Source organism: Streptomyces sp. NPDC059900 (assembly GCF_050270335.1).
In the GTDB taxonomy this organism is placed as follows: domain Bacteria; phylum Actinomycetota; class Actinomycetes; order Streptomycetales; family Streptomycetaceae; genus Streptomyces.
Map to the genome: position 1 here is coordinate 1 of NZ_JBNNJZ010000011.1, position 18,336 is coordinate 18,336.

13 protein-coding genes and 1 pseudogene are annotated in these 18,336 nt (G+C 71.5%); 6 read left to right on the forward strand and 8 right to left on the reverse strand.

Going from position 1 to position 18,336, the window contains the following annotated elements:
- The 5 genes and pseudogenes from ACQKIP_RS03530 to ACQKIP_RS03550 all read right to left on the reverse strand — a co-directional run.
- Positions 1 to 793: pseudogene (locus tag ACQKIP_RS03530) on the reverse strand (condensation protein); the annotation flags it as partial.
- Positions 790 to 5,331 carry a DUF3367 domain-containing protein gene (locus ACQKIP_RS03535; RefSeq protein ID WP_365852189.1) on the reverse strand — a complete coding sequence of 1,514 codons (4,542 nt, stop codon included), beginning with the start codon at positions 5,329 to 5,331 and terminating at the stop codon, positions 790 to 792. The gene ACQKIP_RS03535 and the pseudogene ACQKIP_RS03530, both read right to left, overlap by 4 nt.
- The gene (locus ACQKIP_RS03540; RefSeq protein ID WP_365852190.1) at positions 5,328 to 6,047 is read right to left on the reverse strand and encodes a class I SAM-dependent methyltransferase; all 720 of its coding nucleotides are present in this window, start codon (positions 6,045 to 6,047) and stop codon (positions 5,328 to 5,330) included. The genes ACQKIP_RS03535 and ACQKIP_RS03540 overlap by 4 nt, the downstream gene beginning before the upstream one ends.
- Positions 6,044 to 7,222, reverse strand: coding sequence for a glycosyltransferase family 4 protein (locus ACQKIP_RS03545; protein WP_365852192.1), 1,179 nt, complete (start codon positions 7,220 to 7,222; stop codon positions 6,044 to 6,046). The genes ACQKIP_RS03540 and ACQKIP_RS03545 overlap by 4 nt, the downstream gene beginning before the upstream one ends.
- Before the next feature lie 237 nt (positions 7,223 to 7,459).
- The gene (locus ACQKIP_RS03550; protein WP_365852194.1) at positions 7,460 to 8,494 is read right to left on the reverse strand and encodes a DUF3068 domain-containing protein; all 1,035 of its coding nucleotides are present in this window, start codon (positions 8,492 to 8,494) and stop codon (positions 7,460 to 7,462) included.
- A gap of 201 nt (positions 8,495 to 8,695) precedes the next feature.
- Between ACQKIP_RS03550 and ACQKIP_RS03555 the strand changes: the two genes are divergently transcribed.
- The 4 genes from ACQKIP_RS03555 to ACQKIP_RS03570 all read left to right on the forward strand — a co-directional run bounded on the left by ACQKIP_RS03555 (position 8,696) and on the right by ACQKIP_RS03570 (position 11,910).
- Positions 8,696 to 8,848, forward strand: a complete 153-nt coding sequence (locus ACQKIP_RS03555) for a hypothetical protein (protein WP_365852196.1) — start codon at positions 8,696 to 8,698, stop codon at positions 8,846 to 8,848.
- A gap of 12 nt (positions 8,849 to 8,860) precedes the next feature.
- Positions 8,861 to 10,165 (forward strand): helix-turn-helix domain-containing protein, encoded by a 1,305-nt coding sequence (locus ACQKIP_RS03560; protein ID WP_365852198.1) that lies wholly within the window; start codon positions 8,861 to 8,863, stop codon positions 10,163 to 10,165.
- Positions 10,166 to 10,192: 27 nt separating this feature from the next.
- Complete coding sequence (locus tag ACQKIP_RS03565) at positions 10,193 to 11,041, forward strand: SMP-30/gluconolactonase/LRE family protein (RefSeq protein ID WP_365852200.1); 849 nt, start codon at positions 10,193 to 10,195, stop codon at positions 11,039 to 11,041.
- 149 nt (positions 11,042 to 11,190) lie between these two features.
- Positions 11,191 to 11,910, forward strand: coding sequence for an SCO2400 family protein (locus ACQKIP_RS03570; RefSeq protein ID WP_365852202.1), 720 nt, complete (start codon positions 11,191 to 11,193; stop codon positions 11,908 to 11,910).
- Between the two features lie 64 nt (positions 11,911 to 11,974).
- Here ACQKIP_RS03570 and ACQKIP_RS03575 read toward each other — a convergent pair whose 3' ends face one another.
- Positions 11,975 to 12,433 (reverse strand): MarR family winged helix-turn-helix transcriptional regulator, encoded by a 459-nt coding sequence (locus ACQKIP_RS03575; protein ID WP_365852204.1) that lies wholly within the window; start codon positions 12,431 to 12,433, stop codon positions 11,975 to 11,977.
- Between the two features lie 127 nt (positions 12,434 to 12,560).
- Between ACQKIP_RS03575 and ACQKIP_RS03580 the strand changes: the two genes are divergently transcribed.
- Together ACQKIP_RS03580 and ACQKIP_RS03585 are read left to right on the forward strand one after the other, a co-directional pair.
- Positions 12,561 to 13,607 carry an NADP-dependent oxidoreductase gene (locus tag ACQKIP_RS03580; protein WP_365852206.1) on the forward strand — a complete coding sequence of 349 codons (1,047 nt, stop codon included), beginning with the start codon at positions 12,561 to 12,563 and terminating at the stop codon, positions 13,605 to 13,607.
- Positions 13,608 to 13,724: 117 nt separating this feature from the next.
- Positions 13,725 to 14,153 carry an organic hydroperoxide resistance protein gene (locus tag ACQKIP_RS03585; RefSeq protein WP_365852208.1) on the forward strand — a complete coding sequence of 143 codons (429 nt, stop codon included), beginning with the start codon at positions 13,725 to 13,727 and terminating at the stop codon, positions 14,151 to 14,153.
- A gap of 97 nt (positions 14,154 to 14,250) precedes the next feature.
- On the opposite strand, the gene ACQKIP_RS03590 is transcribed toward ACQKIP_RS03585, so the two are convergent.
- A complete protein-coding gene (locus tag ACQKIP_RS03590; RefSeq protein ID WP_365852210.1) occupies positions 14,251 to 15,408 on the reverse strand; it encodes a serine hydrolase domain-containing protein in 1,158 nt (385 codons plus the stop codon).
- A gap of 274 nt (positions 15,409 to 15,682) precedes the next feature.
- A complete protein-coding gene (locus ACQKIP_RS03595) occupies positions 15,683 to 18,286 on the reverse strand; it encodes a M14 family zinc carboxypeptidase (RefSeq protein ID WP_365852212.1) in 2,604 nt (867 codons plus the stop codon).
- Between the last annotated feature and the right edge of the window lie 50 nt (positions 18,287 to 18,336).

Consider the following 18,336-nt stretch of genomic DNA (forward strand, 5'->3'; position numbering starts at 1 on the left):
CGCCCGACCCGGCGGTTGCGTCACCGCCGTTCGGGGTTGGTGCGGCGCCGGTGGCTGTCGTGCCGGTGGTGGGTGCGTCGCCCGGGCTGATGCTCGCGCCCGACCCGGCGGTTGACTCGCCGCCGTTCGGGGTTGGTGTGCCGCCGGTGACGGGTGGGGCGCTGTTGGTGGCCCCCGCCCCCTCGTCCCCCGGGGTGGCTGGCGCGCCGCCCCGGCTGGCGCCCTCGTCGGACCGGGCGTCTGCGTCAGCGCTGCCGGGGGCCACTGTCCCTTCCCGGCCGGGGGCGGGGCCCCTACCGGCCGCCCCGCCGAGAGCCGCGTTCGCGTGGCCGTTCTGGGAGGTGGCTGCTCCTACCGCGCCGGAGGCGACCGTGCCGGAGGCGTCCTCGGCGGCGATCACCTCCAGGCGGATCGGTGGGGAAGCCGACAAGGGCGGGGCCTGGGACAGGGAGCGGGTGCGGGCCTTCTTCAAGGCGTCCCGTTCCGCGGGCGGGAACGTCACCACCTCCACGTCAGGCTCCGCCGTCAGCTCCCACTCGTAGCGCCGCCGGTACCAGGGGCCCCGCGCCTCCCGCATCAGGATGCGCGGGTGGCGGCGCAGGGCCTCGGCGAACGCGGCCTTCAGGCGGGCCGGGTCCGGGGTGCCGGGCAGGTGGACCTCGATGTGTACCGTCTCCGGCTCCTCCTCCTGGAGGCAGTGCCGGGAGACCTCGTCGACGACGGGGAACGGCACGCGCTCCGGGGGCTGCTCGGGTCCGTCCGCGTGACGTGCCGGGTGATCGAGTGCGGTCATCGGTTGGTGTCCTCCCCGGGGGCGGACGGCGCCGAGGTTCCCGCGAGCCCCTCCGTCGTCCTTGGCCTGCGCCGCCTGAAGCGCGTGGTCCGCGAGGGCCGCGCGCCCGGCGGCGGAAGTTCCGGCTGCGCAGCCGCGGGACCCCTGGCGGAGATGGTCGAACTCGCGGCCCGCGGCGCGCCACCCGCGTCCATGCTGCCGCCACCGCCCGCGTCCGCACCCGGCCCGCTCTCCCCGCGTTTGCGGCGGGGCAGCGGAGTCGTACCCGGGTCCACGTCCGGCCCGGGGCGCGGCGCGGTGGGCGGCATCACCGGGGGCGCGGCAGGCGGCGGCTGATGCGGAGGCGGTTCCCAAGCGGCGGTCCCGCCACTTTCACCGGAGCCCCCGGCATCGGTGCGTGCCCCCGCAGCGGCACCCCGCACGCTCACGAGCGCCGCGAACAGCGCGATGAGGGCCAGGAGTTGAGCGGCGGGACTGAACGCGCCCGCGTCCGACGTGGTCGGCTCACCGGCATTCACCGCCGCCACGATCCCCGCCGCCGCCATCGAAAGGAAGGCCAGCGGGACGAGCAGCGCGTGACGGCGCCAGGCCAGCAGCGCGAGCGCGGGCACAAGGAGCGCGAACCAGCCCGCGATCACGACACCCACCAGCGTCAGCGCCACCGTGCCCAGGATCAGCCCCGGCGCGGGCGGCGCCACGTCCGGACCGTCCGGGTTCGGCTCGCGGCGCCGGATCAGGACCAGGGCGATCAGGGCGAGGACGCCGATACCGCCGCCGATCAGGCCGATCTCGTAGATCCGCGAGGGCTCGTACGACAGCTTGACCGTGCCGCCCTCGCCCTCGGGGATCAGGAAGCCCTGCTGCCAGCCGTCGAGCCGTACGGACGACAGCTCCTTGCCGTTCAGCGTGGCCTTCCAGCCGTCGTTGATGTTCTCGTACGTCGTGAGGTACGAGGCCGCGCCCGAGCCCACCGACAGCTCGCGCCGGTCGCCCAGCCAGTCCTTGATGTCCAGGGACCGGGACTCCTTGTCGACCGACCCCGGCGCCCCCTGCGTCAGCGAGACGTCCATCAGGGAGAGCGGGCCCGCGTCACCGGCCTCGACGGTGTGCTCGCCGGAGCCGAGCGACATCGTCGTGTTCTTTGAGCCGCGCGAGCAGAGCGTCACCTCGACGGGCCGCCGCTCGACCAGATCCCGTACGGAACCCTTCGCGCTCGTCGCGTGCAGCTTGCCGTCGACGGCGAGATCCGGGCCCTCCCCGCAGGCGAGCTCGAACTTCTCCGAGGCCGGCGGCTGCTCCGTGCGGAACTTGTCCAGGACCGGGACATAGACCTCGGTGAGGCCCACCGGCAGCTGCAACTGGGCGTCCGCCACCGGGTTGTGGACCGTGAGCGGCGCGGTCTGCGTGATGGTGATGGTCAGCTCGTCCGTGGTGATCGGCGTGAACCGCGCGTTGCCGTTCTCGTCGACACCGGCGACCGCCGCGCCGTCCGGCGAGCTGATCTCGATCTTCTCGGGGCGGGTCGAGAGACCGCCCGCCGCAGGCAGGACGATCTCGCCGATCGGCTGCTTGCCCTTCCACTTCAGATGGACCACCGGACTGTCGCCGGCGATCCACGCCGTCGTCAGGTCGCCGTCCGTGAGATTGCGCGGGGACAGACCGCCGCCGAGCTTCGACGTGGAGTCGGCGCTCGCGATGATCTGGTCCTTCTGCTCCGGAGCCACCTTGTACAGCAGTTCGTCGAGCTCGGACCCCGGCACGGCGAGCGCGCTCGCCTTCACCTCGTACTCGCCGTCGGCGGGCGTCGTGAAGCGGCGGTGCAGCCCCGACTCCGCGTTCACCGCGTTCAGCGCGCCCGGGTCGGACGAACGGTGCATCGAGTACGTCGTCGCGTCGGCGCCCGCCGCGGCGTCGCGGCCCGCGTCGGCCCCGGTGTCCTTCGGCAGCTGAAGCAGCTTCGTCACACGCACACCCGGAACGGTGATCTCCGAGAACCCGGCGCCGGTCAGACCCTCCTTGCCGATCTGCGCGTCCAGGATCGTGACCTTCAGCCAACTCGACTCACCGGCGGGCGCCTTGATGCGCTGCCGCATGCCGTTGGGCTGGAGGAAACTCGTGCGGCTGCCCTGCTCCGTCTCCACCCGCACCCGCGTCGGCGCGGCCCGCATGCCCTCCTGCGGCAGCGGTATGACCCGGATCGAGGACGGGATCGACTCCTTCGACCTGAACTCCGCCTTGATCCAGGCGCCCTTCGGCTTTCCGGGGCTGCCCTCGGCCCAGGCGGTGGCCGGGTTGCCGTCGAAGGCGTTCACGGGGTCGTACTGCGGCAGGTGGAAGAGCCAGTTGCCGTAGCTCGACGCCGTCACGGACTTCGCGCCGCGCAGCACCGCCGTCGTCTGGTGCTCGATCCCGTCGGTGGGCAGGATCTGGTGCGGCTTCTTGCCGGGCTCCTGGAGGGCGCCGCTCGCGTTGCGTTCGCCGGGTGTGTACGTATAGGAGGTGTTGGAGCTGACCAGGCCGAAGCGTGTGTCGGCGCGGCGCAGACCGTCACCGACCGCCTGGAGCGCGGGAGTTCCGACTCCGGGGTGGTTGTCGCCCGTCAGGACGGAGGGGCGGTCCCGCATCGAGGGGTCGGCGGAGAGCTGGAGCAGCGACTCGGGGCCGCCGCTCACCACGGCGGTGTTCGAGACCGGCTTGATCCCGGCCTGGCCGGGCCGCACGGCGCCCGACTTCGGGGCGTAGATCTCCACCGCGCGCTCGCGCGGGTAGAGGCCCTCGACCTGGAGGGGCGTGTCATCGGGGATGATCCCGCCGGTCTCGGTCGGACCGAGGCCTTTGACGCGGTCGTAGCCCGACTCCTCAAGGGTCCGCTTCACGGTCGAGGTCGGCACGTTGCCGATCTGGTCGGGGTCGAGGTCGTTGCGTACGACGACGTAGTAGAGGCCCGCGCGCGTCAGGTAGTCCTGGAGGCCGGGGACGGCGCCACCCGTGGCGAGCGCCTGCTCCACCGCGTCCATCGCGCGCCGGTTGCCGGGCGTGCCGAACGGCACGTAGTCCCGCTGCGCCCAGCGCGAGTCGGCGAGCACGTCCAGGGGCTGGTCGATGGGCGAGCCCCAGGTGTAGATGCCGTGCGCGGTGGCGGGCACCACGAGCGCGCGCGAGTCCGGGGAGTACTTCTGAAGCCAGTCGGCCGTCGCCTGCCAGTACGTCGGCAGCTTCTTGAACGAGCCGGGCTGGAGGATCGAGCCGTTCAGATAGGGGAAGGCGAGGCCCGGAAGCACGAGCAGGGCCGCGATCAGCGGGGCGTAGCGCCGCCCGCGCACCGGCCGTGCCCCGCGCGACTGCGCGGCCACGCCCACGAGGTGCATCAGGCCGAAGACCAGGGCGAGCGCGAGGCCCGTCTGGAACTTGTAGATGTTGCGGAAGGGGACGAGCCCGCCGTTCAGCCACGACTGCACGGTCTCGTGGAAGGGCGCGCCGAACGCGCCGCCGTACCCGGCGAGCGTGACGAGCACGACCGAGAGCACGGTCAGGACGAGCCAGCGCCGCTCGGGCAGATCGCGCCGCGCGAGCCCGGCAAGTCCGAGGGCGGCGGCGAACGCCGAGCAGATCACGACGATCGCGGACGTGGCGACCGCCCACCCGGCGGGCAGCCACGCCTCGCCGAAGTTCAGGTACGCGACCCAGTTACCGGCGCCGCGCAGTGTCTCCGTGGCCGACATGGTGCCGGTCGTGGTGGCCGAGGTCTCGATGAACGGAAGGAAGTTCTCGCCGTAGATGCCGAGCATCAACAACGGCACCACCCACCAGGCGGTGGCGAGGATGACGCCGGGCACCCACCAGAGGATCAGCTTCCGCTTGCGCGGTCCGTTGGGTCTCGACAGGAGGTACAGGCCCACCGGGAGGAGGGACGCCAGCGTCGCGGCCGCGTTCACGCCGCCCATGAAGGGGATGAAGAGCGCGGAGCGCAGGGCGGCAGAGCGCGCGCTGACGCGGTCGTTCGTCAGCGGGAGCAGCACCCACGGAAGCAGCGCGCCGGGCAGCGCCGCCGCCGACGTCGACCCGACGACCACGGTGAACGTCGGCCACAGGGCGTACGCCGTCGCGCCGAGCAGCCGGCTCGCGCTGCTGCCCATCCGCAGACGCTCGGAGAGCCGGAGCACACCCCAGAACGCGGTGGCCACGATCAGCGACAGCCAGAGCCGCTCCGCGAGCCACACCGGCAGCTGGACGAGGTCCGCGAGGCCGTAGAACGGCAGCATCGGCCACGCGTATCCGACGTACTGGTCCTGGATCCCGCCGAAGCCGCCCCGGTCGTGCCAGAGCTGGCCAAGGTCGGAGAGGAACTGCCAGGGGTCGACGGCCACACCCAGCTTGGTGTCGAACGTCATCCGCCCCGGCTGCACGACCAGGAAGAGGACGAACACCACGGCCCAGAACCCGAACAGCCAGCGCTTGGAGCGCGGCCCCCGTCCGGGCTCGGGGGCGTCAGCCGTGGGCCGGACCGACGCCGGGGGTGGGGCCTGCACCGTGGTCATGGACACCGCCTGAGGATGAGGAGGAGATTCCAGGTGGCGAACTCGCGTACACCCGGCACTTTGGTGATGGCACCGGCCAGGAAGGGCCAGTAGCGGGACCGTGCGGACACGACGGACACGTCGTCCCTGGCCCGCACCTGGCGCAGGGTCGGGCCGACGTGGTGGGCGAAGAGGTTCGCGCCGAGCGTGTGTTTGGCTGGTTTTCCGGTACGCCGTTCATAGCGGGCCCGCCCGCGGGCGCCGCCCAGGTAGTGCCAGGGCGCCCACTCGTGGCCGCCCCACGGCGAGTACCAGTTGGTGAAGGAGACATAGATCAGGCCGCCGGGCCTGGTCACCCGCACCATCTCGCTGAGGAACGTCTGCGGATCGTCCACGTGCTCGAGGACGTTGGAGGAGAACGTGACGTCGGCGACGCCGTCCGCCAGCGGCAGGAGGTACCCGTCGGCGACGACGGAGCCCTCCGGCGGCTTGGCGCCCAGCTCGGCCGGGTCCGGCTCGAAGAGGAAGCTGTGCGCGCCGCGCCGCCGGAACTCCTCGGTGAAGTAGCCCCCGCCGCCGCCGATGTCGACGACGACGCGGTCCCTGACCGGTCCGTAGGCCTCGACCTGGTCGGCGGCGTCACGTGCGAGCAGGGTGTAACACCGCTCGGGCTCCTGCTGCTCGCGCAGGAAGGCCCGGAAGAGGGTGACGGAACGGCGCAGGGACGGGTCCTTCACACGGACCCCTGGGGTGCCTGCTGTGTGGCCTGGTGCGTGGCGATCGCCTCGTTGGCCACCGCCTGGAACTCGCGTACGGAGTTGGCCCACCGGTAGCCGGTGGCCCGCTCACCGGCGGCCTTGCCGAAGGCCCTGCGGCGCTCGGTGCTCAGCGCCAGCGTGCACCAGGCGGCGGCGAAGGAACTCTCGCCGCGGGCGAGCAGCCCCGTCACGCCGTCCTCGATGGAGTCGCGTACGCCCGGTACGTCGAAACCGATGGCCGGCGTCGAACGGGTCGCCGCCTCGGTGATCACCAGGCCCCAGCCCTCCACGGCCGAGGGATGGAGCAGCATCCACGCCTCGCAGAGCAGCCGGTGCTTCTCGGCCTCGGAGACATGGCCCCTGAACTCCACGCCGGGACCGGCGAGTTGTTCCAGACGCTCCCGTTCGGGACCGTCGCCCACGATCACCAGACGGCCTCCGGTGACGGGTCTGACGCGCTCCCAGAGGCGCAGGAGCAGATCGATGCGCTTGTACTCGACGAGGCGTCCCATGGCCAGGAACAGCGGCTCGTCCGAGCGGGGGTGCAGTGTCCCCGGCTCCTCGACGCCGTTGTGGACTATCCGTATGCGCTCGCGCTCGACGCCTATCGCGCGCAGGGCGGTGGCCGTCGACGGCGAGACGGCCACCAGGAGATTGCCGCGCTGGGCGCCGGAGAGCGACCAGTGTTCGAGTCTTCGGCCGAGCCGGGCCGCTGGGGCGAGCGCGCCCTGGAAGCGCATCCCCCACAGATCGGTGTGGACGTGGTTGACCAGGCACAGCGTGGGCCCGCGGTGCCACAGCGGCGCCAGGTAGGGCATGCCGTTGCAGACCTCGACGAGGAGGTCGCAGTCGCCGACCTGCCGGGTGAAGGCGGAACGCGAGCGCAGATAGTGCCCGAGGTCGCCGCCCGCCGACACGACGCGGTAGTCGCGGAACGCGGCAGGGCCCCCGCACAGGAGGGTGACCTGGTGGCCGAGCTTGCTCAGGCCGTCGGCCAGTCGGTCGACGAGCAGTTCGGACCCGCCCGCGGCCGGGTTCGCGAGATCGCGGCGGGCGAGAAAAACGATCCGGCGCGGCTGCGGGGGAAGTGCCGGAAGCCGTTGCGCGACCCGCGGGGCGGCGGCGCGCAGCGGAGAAGGCACGTGCTGGGGCATGCGTGCTCCAACTCGTCAGGGTGCGGAACCGTGAGGCGCTTATGGGGGGTTGCACCGTTCGGGGGTCGCTTGCGGACGTGCTGTGCTCGGGCTGTGCGCGGTGCTGTGACTGTGCGGGGGCGGTGCGGGGGTGGTGCGGGGACTGTGCTCGGGTGGGAACGTTAGTTTTCGCCGCAGTCTTCGACGCGGCTACTCACCGAAGTGACAAGTTCTGGGCTTTCAACGGCTGACGTCTCATCACATCGTGCTGGGTTGCAGGGTGGTTGGGGACGTATCGCCATTCGGACCGTTCGGCTCCGCGGCATTGCCCGGCCCGTTCGTCCCTTGTGTCCCGCTGTCGGACCGCCGTCCCCGCAGTACCAGAACGCCTCCGGCGATCGCGAGCAGCCCGCCCAGCACGGCCGCCCCCACCGGAAGCGTCCCGCCGACCAGCGCGAGCCGGCTGCTGTCGTCGTCGGCGAGTTCGACCTGCGCCTTCTGCGTCTTGGTCGTGAACGCGATGCGCTTGCTGTCGAGCAGCACCGTGGCGTCCTTGTCCGAGCCGGGGGCGCGCAGCGTCTTGCGGGGGCCGATGGCCGCGTAGATGATCCGGCCCGTGCGCTTGTCGGCGACCAGCTCGACGCCGTGGTTGGCGTACCACTCCTCGGCGAGCACGTTGCTGCGCTTGGGCTGTCCCACCAGACGGCCGGGGACGAGGCGTGTTCCGGTCTTGGCGGGCTTCACCTTCGCGGTGAAGCGGTAGCCCTCGTACCCCTGGATCTTCTTGGTGCCCCGGAAGGTCAGCGGGACGGTCGCGCCCAGGGTGTTGTCCCACCAGATGTAGGAGCGTTTCTGCACGTCGAAGGGGAACTTGAGGTAGGCCTCGCCCTCGAAGTACGGCTTCTCGCCGCAGCAGTGGACCGGCCGGTTCGTCTCGCGGTCGGTGACCCAGCGCTCCGTCGTGAACTGGAGCGAATCGTGCGGGTCGGAGGCCGGAAGCGACGAGTCCGGGTCGACGGACGTGACCACGTCCCAGACCGCGTGCTCGTCGTTGCTGTCGGCCACGTCACCGCGCACCTGACGCGTGATCGTCAGGTTCTTGCCGTGCACGGTCTTGATCTTCTCGGTGTCGAAATAACTGCCTTTGCCCTTGAAGACCGTGGTGGTGTCGATGTCGACGGGAGTGCGTTTCGCTTGCGGTGCGACGTACCAGGCAAGCATCGGGGCCAGGACGAGCAGAAACACGCCCAGACCGAGGAGGATCAGCGAGAGGGGTGAAGCTGTGCGGCGCATCCGGCACTCCTGGGGGCGGGTGAGAAGTGTTACCGAGCCGTATGGGGCCGTGACGCTAGGCGGACCCTTGACGAAGTGTCAATGCCGTGATGAGACTGTGCACTTGCCGGGCGGGGCCGGTAGGGGGCTGTGCGCCAGACGTCAACTGACATCCGTACGACCAGGGTGGGGACGACCTCCAGCAGAGAGGCTGACCCTGACATGCACCGATTGCTAGCCGCCGGTCTGACCGTCGTGGCCGCAGCGGCACTCGCCGTGGGCGCCGCGTTCGGCATCGTCGCCCTCCTGAACGCGACACCGGACCAGCCCAACACACCACTCGTGCACTATGAAACTGCCCCTCGGGGACAGTGAGTGGCCGTACCCGTGACCGAGAGCCAGGGTTCGCTGTCCGTCCGCTCGGCCTGGCGCGACGTGCCGCCCGTCCTCGTCCGCCGGTTCGCGGCGCTCGCCCTGGACGAAGTGCCCGCCCTGGCCCAGGACATACTCCGCGAGATCCGCGCCGAATACCCCGGCCTGCCGGTCGTCCTCGACGACTCCGGCGAGCCCATGGCGCTCATCGGCATACGCCGTGCCCTGGAGGGGTTCGTCCAGCAGATCGCGTCCGCCGAGGGGCGGCCCCGCTATCCGCTGGAGGTCTTCCAGGAATTCGGCAGGGGCGAGGGCCTGCACGGCCGCAGCCTCGACTCGCTCCAGGCGATCTACCGCCTCGGCGTACGGCTGGCCTGGCGCCGCCTGGCCGAGATCGGCCAGCAGATCGAGATCCCGCCACCGGCCATGTACGAACTCGCCGAGTCGGGCTTCGAGTATCTGGACGGCCTGGTCGACCAGTCCGTCCGCGGATACGCCGAGGCCGCGGCCCGGCAGGCGGGTGAACGCCTGCGCCTGCAACGGAAGTTGATGGAGCTGCTGCTCTCCGAGCGGCGCGGCGAATCGGGGTCGGGAGCGCCGGCCGATTCCGGTCCCGGTCCGGGTTCCGGTTCGCACTCCGGGCAGCGGCGGCCCGGTGTCCGCAGCGCGCTCGACGAACGGGCCGCCCGCGTCGGCTGGCAGCTGCCCGAGCGGGTCGCCGTCGGCGTACTGCTGCGCCCGGCGAGGGAAGCCGTGGCGCCCGCCGTGGGCCAGGGCGTCCTGCTCGACATGGAGACCGAACAGCCCCGCATGGTCGTCCCCGACCCGGAAGCGGCGGGCCGTCCCGAGCTGCTCCGGCGCACCATGGCGGGCTGGTCCGGCGCGATCGGTCCGCCCGTGCCGCTCGCGGACGCCGCGAAGTCGCTGCGCTGGGCCGAGGCCGCGGTCCGCCTGATGGAACGCGGACTGCTGCCCTCCGGTGAGGTGCTGCACTGCACCGAGCACACCGAGGCCCTGGTCCTGCTCCAGCCGGAGGAACTCATCGAGGACCTGGCCCGCCGCTGCCTGGCCCCGCTCGCGCACTGCGGCCCCGCACACGGCCGCCGCCTCGCCGAGACGCTGCTCGCCTGGCTGGAGACGCGGGGCGGAGCGCCGGAGGTCGCGGCCCGCCTCGGGGTGCATCCGCAGACGGTGCGCTACCGCCTGCGGCAGATCAGGGAGCTGTGGGGCGACGAGGTCGACGATCCCGACCGCCGCTTCGAGCTGGAACTGGTGCTCAGGGCCCGGCGGTTGCGCGGCGAACTCGGGCGGGTGGGCTGAGCGGGGGTGTGCGGGTAGCCTGCGGCAATGGACATAGCGGTACGCGCGCAGGCAGCACTCGGCGAGGGCCCCACCTGGGATCATGCCGCCCGGCGGCTGATCTGGGTCGACATCCTCAGCTCCCGCGTGCACACGTACGACCCGTCGACCGGGCGCCGCTCGGTCATGGCCACCGAGCAGCACGTCGGCGCCGCGAAGCCGCGCGCGGGCGGCGGCCTGGTGGTCAACCTCCGGGACGGCGTGGCTCTGTACGACTCCATGGCCGACGGCGGCGCGTTCCGTTGGCTGCACCACGAGCCCGTGCCGGGCCGCCGGGGCAACGACGCGGCGGTCGCCCCCGACGGCTCGCTCTGGGCGGGCACGATGCGCTACGACGAGGCGACGGGCGGCGGCAACCTGATCCGGCTGACCGGCGACGGCACCGTGACCGAGGTCTTCGACGACGTGTCGGTCAGCAACGGCACGGGCTGGAGCCCGGACGGCCGCTCCATGTACTACATCGACACCCTCACCCGGCGCATCGACGTACTGGAGGTGGGCGAGGACCAACTCCCGGTATCGCGGCGCCCCTTGGTGGCCGTAGAGCCCGTGGCCGGATACCCCGACGGGCTCGCCGTCGACGCCGACGGCTGTATCTGGGTCGCCCTGTGGGACGGAGCGGCCGTGCGCCGCTACACCCCCTCCGGCGCCCTGGACCGGGTGATCGAGCTCCCGGTGGCCCGCCCGACCGCGTGCGCGTTCGGCGGTGCGGGACTGCGCGACCTCTACATCACCTCCGCCCGTACGGGACTTGAGGCACCGCACCCCTTGTCCGGATCCGTACTCGTGGTGCCGGACGCGGGACAGGGCGTGGAACAGGCGGCGTTCGCGGGCTAGGCCCGAGCAGGCAGACGTCCGTGACCGGCGCGGAACAGGCGGATCGCCCCATAGCGGAAGCGGGCGCCGCTGGAACATTCGATTCCGCACACAACCTTCACGGCAGCGGCTTCCTCTGTTACCCGCGCCTCACTTAGCCTCCATGCCTCATGGACTACTGCCACCCGTGCCACAGGCACCTCAACGGCGCCCTGGCCTGCCCGGGGTGCGGAACCCCGGCCGAAGCCTGCCGTGAGTACGCGGAGGCGGTCGCCGCACAGAACGAACCGGGCGGTTCCGAGGGCGCGTACGACGACGAGGCGCCGCGCGGCAGAGGCAGAGGCCGCCGCCGGGAGCGCGGTCGCCGGGCGCACCGCCGCAGACGCCGCAAGGTCCTGCTGATCACCGCGGGGCTCGCGCTGGCGGCCGGCGGGCTGAGCCTGGCCGAACTCGGCATCGAGGGCCCTTCGGACGAACCCACGGCGTCCTCGTCGCCGGACGGCGCCGCGGACGGGTCCGCGTCACGGACACCGGGCGACTCCCCGAGCGGCGCGGCGGCGGACGCCGAGGCCGCCGCGGACCAGTCGGCCGACCCCTCGGCATCGGCTTCGGCGTCCGGGTCCCCCAAAGACAAGGCAGGCAAGGCGGACAAGGGGGACAAGGAGACGCGCAACGCCAAGGGCGGCAAGCAGACGGAGGCGACGGACGAGTCCGGCGAGTCCGCCGGTTCGACCGCCCCGGCCACGACCTCCGCACCCGGCACCCCGGACTCACCGGACGCTCCGGACACCCCCGGAACCACGCCCCCGCCGACCACACAGCGACCGGACCCGACGCCCGATCCGGAGCCCTCGGAGACCTGCGACCGCTTCCTGTGGTGGTGCACCTGACGGTCGGCTGAGGCCGCCTGCCCGGAGCGGTCGGCCAAGGCGGGGCGAGGGTCAGGCCCGAGGGTCAGGTCCCGTCCCCGCCGCCCTCGCCGATCATCCTGCGCAGCAGCGCGCGCAGCGAGAGCCGCTCCTCGCGGGAGAGCTCGGCGAGCGGCTCCCTGGCGAAGTCCAGCGACTCGCGCAGGCTGCGGGCGACCGCGAGGCCCTCGTCCGTCGGCGCGGCGAGCTTCACGCGGCGGTCGGCCGGATCGGGCCGCCGCTCGACGAGTCCGCGCGCCTCCAGACGGTCGATGATCCCCGTGATGTTCGACGGCTCGCACTTCAGCTTCTGGGCTATGCGCCGCATGGGCAGCGGTTCGAGGGAAAGCAGCCCGAGGACGCGTGCCTGCGCGCCGGTGAGGGCGTGCTTGCCCGCCGCGGCGTCGTACTCCTCGTAGTAACGCGCGACGACCGTGCCGATGAGCTCGACGACTTCGAGCGTCAGGGGGTCGGTGCGCGGGGTGCGGGAGCTGGTGGTGGCCATGAGCTCCAGGCTACCCGGTTACTTGACATCATGAAATATGTAGGAGCATGGTTGTTTCATAACCTGAAGCATTTTCGAGACACCAGCCTGCCGGCGACGGCAGCCTGAGCAGGAGGAGGACGCCCGCATGTCCGTCACCCCCGAGGCCCCCGGGTCCGCGCAGCTCCCCGACGTCAGCCGCGAATGGCACCTCGTGCGCCGCCCGCACGGCTGGCCGGTCCCGGAGGACTTCGCGCTGCGCGAGGCCCCTGTCTCCGCCCCGGCCGACGGCCAGATCCTGGTCCGCAACCTGCACTTCTCCGTGGACCCGTACATGCGCGGCCGGATGAACGACGTGAAGTCGTACACCCCGCCGTTCAAGCTGGACGAGCCCATGCAGGGCGGTGCGGTCGGCGAGGTCGTCGCGTCGAACGCCGAGGGGATCGCGGCGGGCGACCACGTCCTGCACTTCGCCGGCTGGCGCGAGTACGCGACCGTCCCGGCCAAGCACGCCGTCAAGGTGGACGCGCAGGCCGCGCCGCTCTCGGCGTACCTCGGCGTGCTCGGCATGCCCGGTCTGACCGCCTACGCGGGCCTCTTCGAGGTCGCCTCCTTCAAGGAGGGCGACGCCGTGTTCGTCTCCGGCGCCGCGGGTGCCGTCGGCTCGCAGGTCGGCCAGATGGCCAAGCTCAAGGGCGCCTCGCGCGTCATCGGCTCGGCGGGCTCCGACGAGAAGGTGAAGCACCTCGTCGAGGAGCTCGGCTTCGACGCCGCGTTCAACTACAAGGACCCGCGTCCGGTCGTCGAGCAGCTGAAGGAGGCGGCCCCCGACGGCATCGACGTCTACTTCGACAACGTCGGCGGCGAGCACCTCGAAGCGGCCATCAGCCGCATGAACGTGCACGGCCGCGCCACGATCTGCGGCATGATCGCCGGCTACAACGACACCGAGCCGACGCCGGGCCCGCGCAACATGGCCATGATCATCGGCAAGCGCCTGCGCCTCCAGGGCATCCTCGTCGGCGACCACGAGAACCTCCAGCCGCAGTTCGTCAGCGAGGTCGGCGCCTGGATCCGCTCCGGCGAGCTCAAGTACAACGAGACGTTCGTCGAGGGCGTCGAGAACGGCGTGGAGGCCTTCCTCGGCATGCTGCGCGGCGAGAACACCGGAAAGATGGTCGTTTCCCTGGCCTGAGGCGAGGGCACGCGAGACGCACCGCCGGAAGTTACTTTCCGGCATCCGATAAAGTGATTCCACATTGTCGCGACTGTGGGCGCGCATCGCGGAACATCTCAGGAGGAACCGGCACTTATGTCCATCCAGCAGATCGACGTCAAGTACACCGCCGTCGCCACCGCCGAGAACGGCCGTGACGGCCGCGTCGCCACCGATGACGGCAAGCTCGACGTGGTCGTGAACCCGCCGAAGGAGATGGGCGGCAGCGGCGCGGGCACCAACCCCGAGCAGCTCTTCGCGGCCGGCTACAGCGCCTGCTTCCAGGGCGCGCTCGGCGTGGTCGCCCGCAAGGAGAACGTCGACATCACGGGCTCGACCGTCACCGCCAAGGTCGGCATCGGCTCGACCGAGGCCGGCGGCTTCGGCCTGGAGGTCGCGATCAGCGCCTCCATCCCGAACGTGGACGCGGCCACCGCGCAGTCCCTGGTCGAGAAGGCGCACCAGGTGTGCCCGTACTCGAACGCCACGCGCGGCAACATCAAGGTGGAGCTGGCCGTCGCCTGACGCTCTCCCCTGGATCCGCACGCAGGGCCGCACCCCGGAACGCCGGGGTGCGGCCCTGCGTCGTGCGGTCCTGCGACCCTGCGGTCCGTCGTGCGGATCAGCGGCTGACGGTCGCCGTGTGGATGGCCCGCACCAGGGGCTCGTCCTCCGGGACCGGACCGGCGGGGAAGGGGAAGCGGCGCCGCGTGTAGCCATAGGCGAGCCCGCTGCGCGGATCGGCGAACGCCTGCGAGCCGCCCACGCCCTTGTGCCCGATGGAACCCGCGCCGAGGAAGGGATACCAGGCCTCGGCGACGTTCTGGAACCCCACGCCGAACGATTTGCGGGCCCTGGCCACCAGGTCGAACCCATGGGAATGGATCTGCCCGAACTCGGCCACGGTGTCCGGCTTCAGCAGAGGCTCCCGGCCGTCGAGCCCGGTGACCGCCGCCGCGTACATCCCGGCGAGGCCGCGCGCCGAGCCGACACCGCCCGCGGACGCGGGCCCCTTGGCACGCACCAGGCGCGAGTTGGGGAACGCCTCCAGGTCGGTGGGGTGCGCGCCGTTGCGGTTGAAGGCGATGGAGGCCAGGGTGCCGGGCTGCGGCGGCTGCGCGTCCAATGCGGCTTGTTCCGCGGGGGTCGGGATCATCGGAAGGACGGACCGGAACCGGGGCTCCAGTTCCTCGGGGAGCCCGAGGTAGAGGTCGAGCCCGAGCGGGGCCCGGACCCGCTCCTCGTACAGCTCGTGCAGGGTCTGCCCGGTGGCGCGCAGGACGACCTCGCCGGCCAGGGCGCCGATGGCGAGGGCGTGGTAGCCGAAGGCGGTACCGGGGCGCCAGTAGGGGCGCTGGCCCGCCAGGCGCGCGGCGACGGCGCGGTCGTCGGCGACCTCCTCCGGCGTGAACCCGGAGTCGGCGCCGACGATGCCCGCGCGGTGCGAGAGCAGTTCCCTGAGGGTGATGTCTGCCTTGCCCTCGGCGGCGAACTCCGGCCAGTAGTGGGCCACTTTTTGATCCAGGTCCAGGACGCCGTCCTGGACGAGGAGGGCGATGACGAGGTAGGCGGCGCCCTTCGTGGAGGAGTAGACGCCGAACAGCGTCTCGGGCCCGGTGTCCGGCCCGACCCAGAGGTCGACGACGTGCTTTCCCTGCACGTACGCGGAAAGCTGCGCGGCGTGATCGGGCTTCTCCGCGGCGAGCAGCGCGGTGAACGCGTCCCGGACGGCTTCGTATCCGGCTGCGGTGGTGCCTTGCACCTTGATCTCGCGGGTCATGGGTTCTCGGTACCTCCCTGCGTGGTGCAACTGCGTGCAAAGCCAGGAGAATTCCCCAACCCCGCCCCTTCCCGAAAACCGGCTGCGCCGGGGCGTCCTCAAACGCCGGACGGCTGAAAGATTTCAGCCCGGCCCGGCAGGAATTTCAGCCCGTCCGGCGTTTGAGGACGAACTCGGCGCAGCCGGTGATGACGGTACGTACAAGGCCCCCGCGCCGAGCGGGTTTTCGGGAAGGGGCGGGATTGGGGAGAGCCCCGCAGGGACCGCCCGGACCTCAGCCCCGGCCCACGCTCAGCAGCGCCCGCCCCACCTGCGGGAACACCCCCTTGGGGTGGTCACGGAACAGGGGCTCGGTGCCGAACAGGACCACACGGGACTTCGCGGCGGCGCCGCTGACGACGGAGGCCTGACCTGCGGCGTCAGAGGGGCCACCGGCGCCACCCTCCACCGCACGCCAGTGGCCGGACAGCAGCGGATTCCCGCCCCCGTACGACTGCTCGACCCGCACCCCACTACCCAGCCCGGTGAACCACATGGGCGCGTAGACGAACGAGTGCTCCGGCGCACCACCGGTGACAGGACCACCGGAGTTGACGACCCGCACCACACCGTTGGCATCCCCGTTCCCGGAAACCGCCCGCACGGAGAGCAACTTCGCGTCGGAGTTCAACGCGGCCCCCTCCGAACCCCGCCCGACAAGACCACCGCCCCCGGCGAGAAACGCGTCGAGCCCGGCCTTCGCCCCCGCGTTCAGCTCCCCGTACGAAAGCCCAGCCGACACGAACAGCGCGCTCGCCCCCGACTTCTTCCAGTCGAACCCGGCGTTGAGGACATCCGTCGACACCGGCACCACGTCGAAGTTCATCTCCCGCAGCGCGAACAGTTCACCCGGAGTGACGGCGGCAGCGACCCGCGTCGAGCGGACGGCAGGACCGCCCTTCGCCTTCGTCGCGTCGAAAGCGACGTCGTACCTCTTCGCCGCCGCGGCCGCGGCGCCCCGCGCGGACGACGGCAGGATCACGCTCCCGTCATCGGCCCGGCGCACGGAAGTACCGCGCGCGAGAAGCCAGTTGAGGGCGGCCACCTCCCGCGCGTCATCGAGCCGCAGCCGCAGATCCCCGCGCGACGCGACATACCCGACCCGCGACGCGGAGTCCACGGCACGCGACCGCACCCCGGACAGCGAGCCGCCCTTCACGGAGTCCACCGTCGCGCCCCACAGCCGCCCGAGGCTCCACCCCGAGATGTCGTACATGGTGGACACCTTGTCGCTGATGTCGCGCCCGTCGGCGAGCATCACATTGGCGAGCCCGCGCTTGGGCTGGCGCATGTCGACGACGTACGAACCCTCGGCGTACGAGGCCCCGCCCAGTCTGAAGTCACGCGTCGCCCTGCGGACACGGACGTCGTTGTCGAGCAGGTGCTCCACGAGCCGCGAGGCGGCCGCCGCCGAACGCTGGCCGCGCTCGCCCTTCTCCTTGCCCCGCGGAATCACGTACGCGCGGGGGAAGTCGGTCGTATAGACGTCCTCCGGACCGATGCCGGGCACCCCGGGCACGGTCTCCGGCGACACCGGCACCTGCTTCGCGCCCGCCGCGCCGCGCCGGAACGTCTCGATCTGGTCGGCGATCACCGAGGTCCGGTGCTCCTGCGTGTAGGCGAGGGTCGCCGACATCGCCGCTCCCGCGATGTCCACGTTGATCGCGGAACGGCGTCGCAGCTCGGGCACCGGGAGTTCGTCGTACTCGTCGTTGTTGACGGTCATCGGGAACTCGATGGTGTGCGCGGCGACCGCGCCGTGGAACGGCATGTACTGCGGGGTGAAGATCGGCGGCCAGTCGTCCCAGCCCTCTTCCTGGTCGCGGAAGGGGATGATCGCGGGCTCCACGCCGTCCTTCTCGGGGGTGTAGCCGAGGCCGTTGACCGCGGCCTCCATGCCCAGGGCGTTGGCGTAGGTGTTCTTGAGGAAGAGGTCGTACTCGTAGTTCTCGCCGTGCGGGGGAGTCGTCGGCTCGATCAGGGTGCCGTTGACGTACCCGTGCAGGTCGATCATGACCGCGGGCTGCTTGTCGACGGCTATCTGCCGCATCGCGCGGACCTCGGGCTGCGAGGCGGTGATGAAGTCGCGGTTGAGGTCGAAGCCGTTGGCGTTGGCGCGGGTGCCCGCGATCCGTCCGTCGGGGTTGGCCGTGACGTTGAAGTACAGCCGGTTGTGCGCGAGGAGGTCCTTGGTCTTGCCGTCCTTGGCCTTCGCGAGCTTCTCGATGAGCTTGAGGGCGGCGTCCGTGCCCTCCCACTCGTTGCCGTGGATGTTGTTGTTGACGAAGACCGGTGTCTTGTACGAGGACTTGACCGCCGGGTCCTTCGCGGCGGTGCCGGGCGCGTTCTCGATGAGGTCGCGCATCCGCTCCTGGCGTGCGGTCTCCTCGGCGGACTCGGGGGAGGTGACCGTCACCAGGTAGAGCTGGTGGCCGCCCGCCGAACGGCCCGCGATCTCGACGCTGACCCGGTCGCCGATGCCTTGGATGTCATTCAGCTTCGGGGCTATGGAGTGATAGGGCGCCAGGCCCAGTTTTATCGACTTGTCGTCAGGGTTGGCCGGCGGCGGAGTGAGCTTCTGCTCGCGGGGATAGCCGCGGTTCTTGCCGCTCGCGAGGCCGGCCCCGGCGGATGCTCCCAGCGCACGGTCGGCGGCGCTCTCCGGGTTCCTGGCGGCCCGTTCCGTGCTGCTGAGCGGCGAGCCCTCGCGCAGGATGTCGCGCCCGCCGGGACGGGGGTCGGCCGTCGCGCTGCCGGGGGCGAGCGTGGTGAAAAGGAGCGCTCCCGCCGAGGCGAGGGTGGTGAGCAGAACGGGTCTTGATGGCCGGGATATCCCCATACGTACCTCCGGTTGAGAATCAGTACGCGTGGTCTACCGTCTCAACCCCC

Bases quoted from the DNA above. Each gene is read 5' to 3' on its own strand.
- ACQKIP_RS03535 (WP_365852189.1), bottom strand. From the start codon at position 5,331: ATGACCACGGTGCAGGCCCCACCCCCGGCGTCGGTCCGGCCCACGGCT.
- ACQKIP_RS03545 (WP_365852192.1), bottom strand. From the start codon at position 7,222: ATGCCCCAGCACGTGCCTTCTCCGCTGCGCGCCGCCGCCCCGCGGGTC.
- ACQKIP_RS03550 (WP_365852194.1), bottom strand. From the start codon at position 8,494: ATGCGCCGCACAGCTTCACCCCTCTCGCTGATCCTCCTCGGTCTGGGC.
- ACQKIP_RS03555 (WP_365852196.1), top strand. From the start codon at position 8,696: ATGCACCGATTGCTAGCCGCCGGTCTGACCGTCGTGGCCGCAGCGGCA.
- ACQKIP_RS03565 (WP_365852200.1), top strand. From the start codon at position 10,193: ATGGACATAGCGGTACGCGCGCAGGCAGCACTCGGCGAGGGCCCCACC.
- ACQKIP_RS03570 (WP_365852202.1), top strand. From the start codon at position 11,191: ATGGACTACTGCCACCCGTGCCACAGGCACCTCAACGGCGCCCTGGCC.
- ACQKIP_RS03575 (WP_365852204.1), bottom strand. From the start codon at position 12,433: ATGGCCACCACCAGCTCCCGCACCCCGCGCACCGACCCCCTGACGCTC.
- ACQKIP_RS03580 (WP_365852206.1), top strand. From the start codon at position 12,561: ATGTCCGTCACCCCCGAGGCCCCCGGGTCCGCGCAGCTCCCCGACGTC.
- ACQKIP_RS03585 (WP_365852208.1), top strand. From the start codon at position 13,725: ATGTCCATCCAGCAGATCGACGTCAAGTACACCGCCGTCGCCACCGCC.
- ACQKIP_RS03590 (WP_365852210.1), bottom strand. From the start codon at position 15,408: ATGACCCGCGAGATCAAGGTGCAAGGCACCACCGCAGCCGGATACGAA.
- ACQKIP_RS03595 (WP_365852212.1), bottom strand. From the start codon at position 18,286: ATGGGGATATCCCGGCCATCAAGACCCGTTCTGCTCACCACCCTCGCC.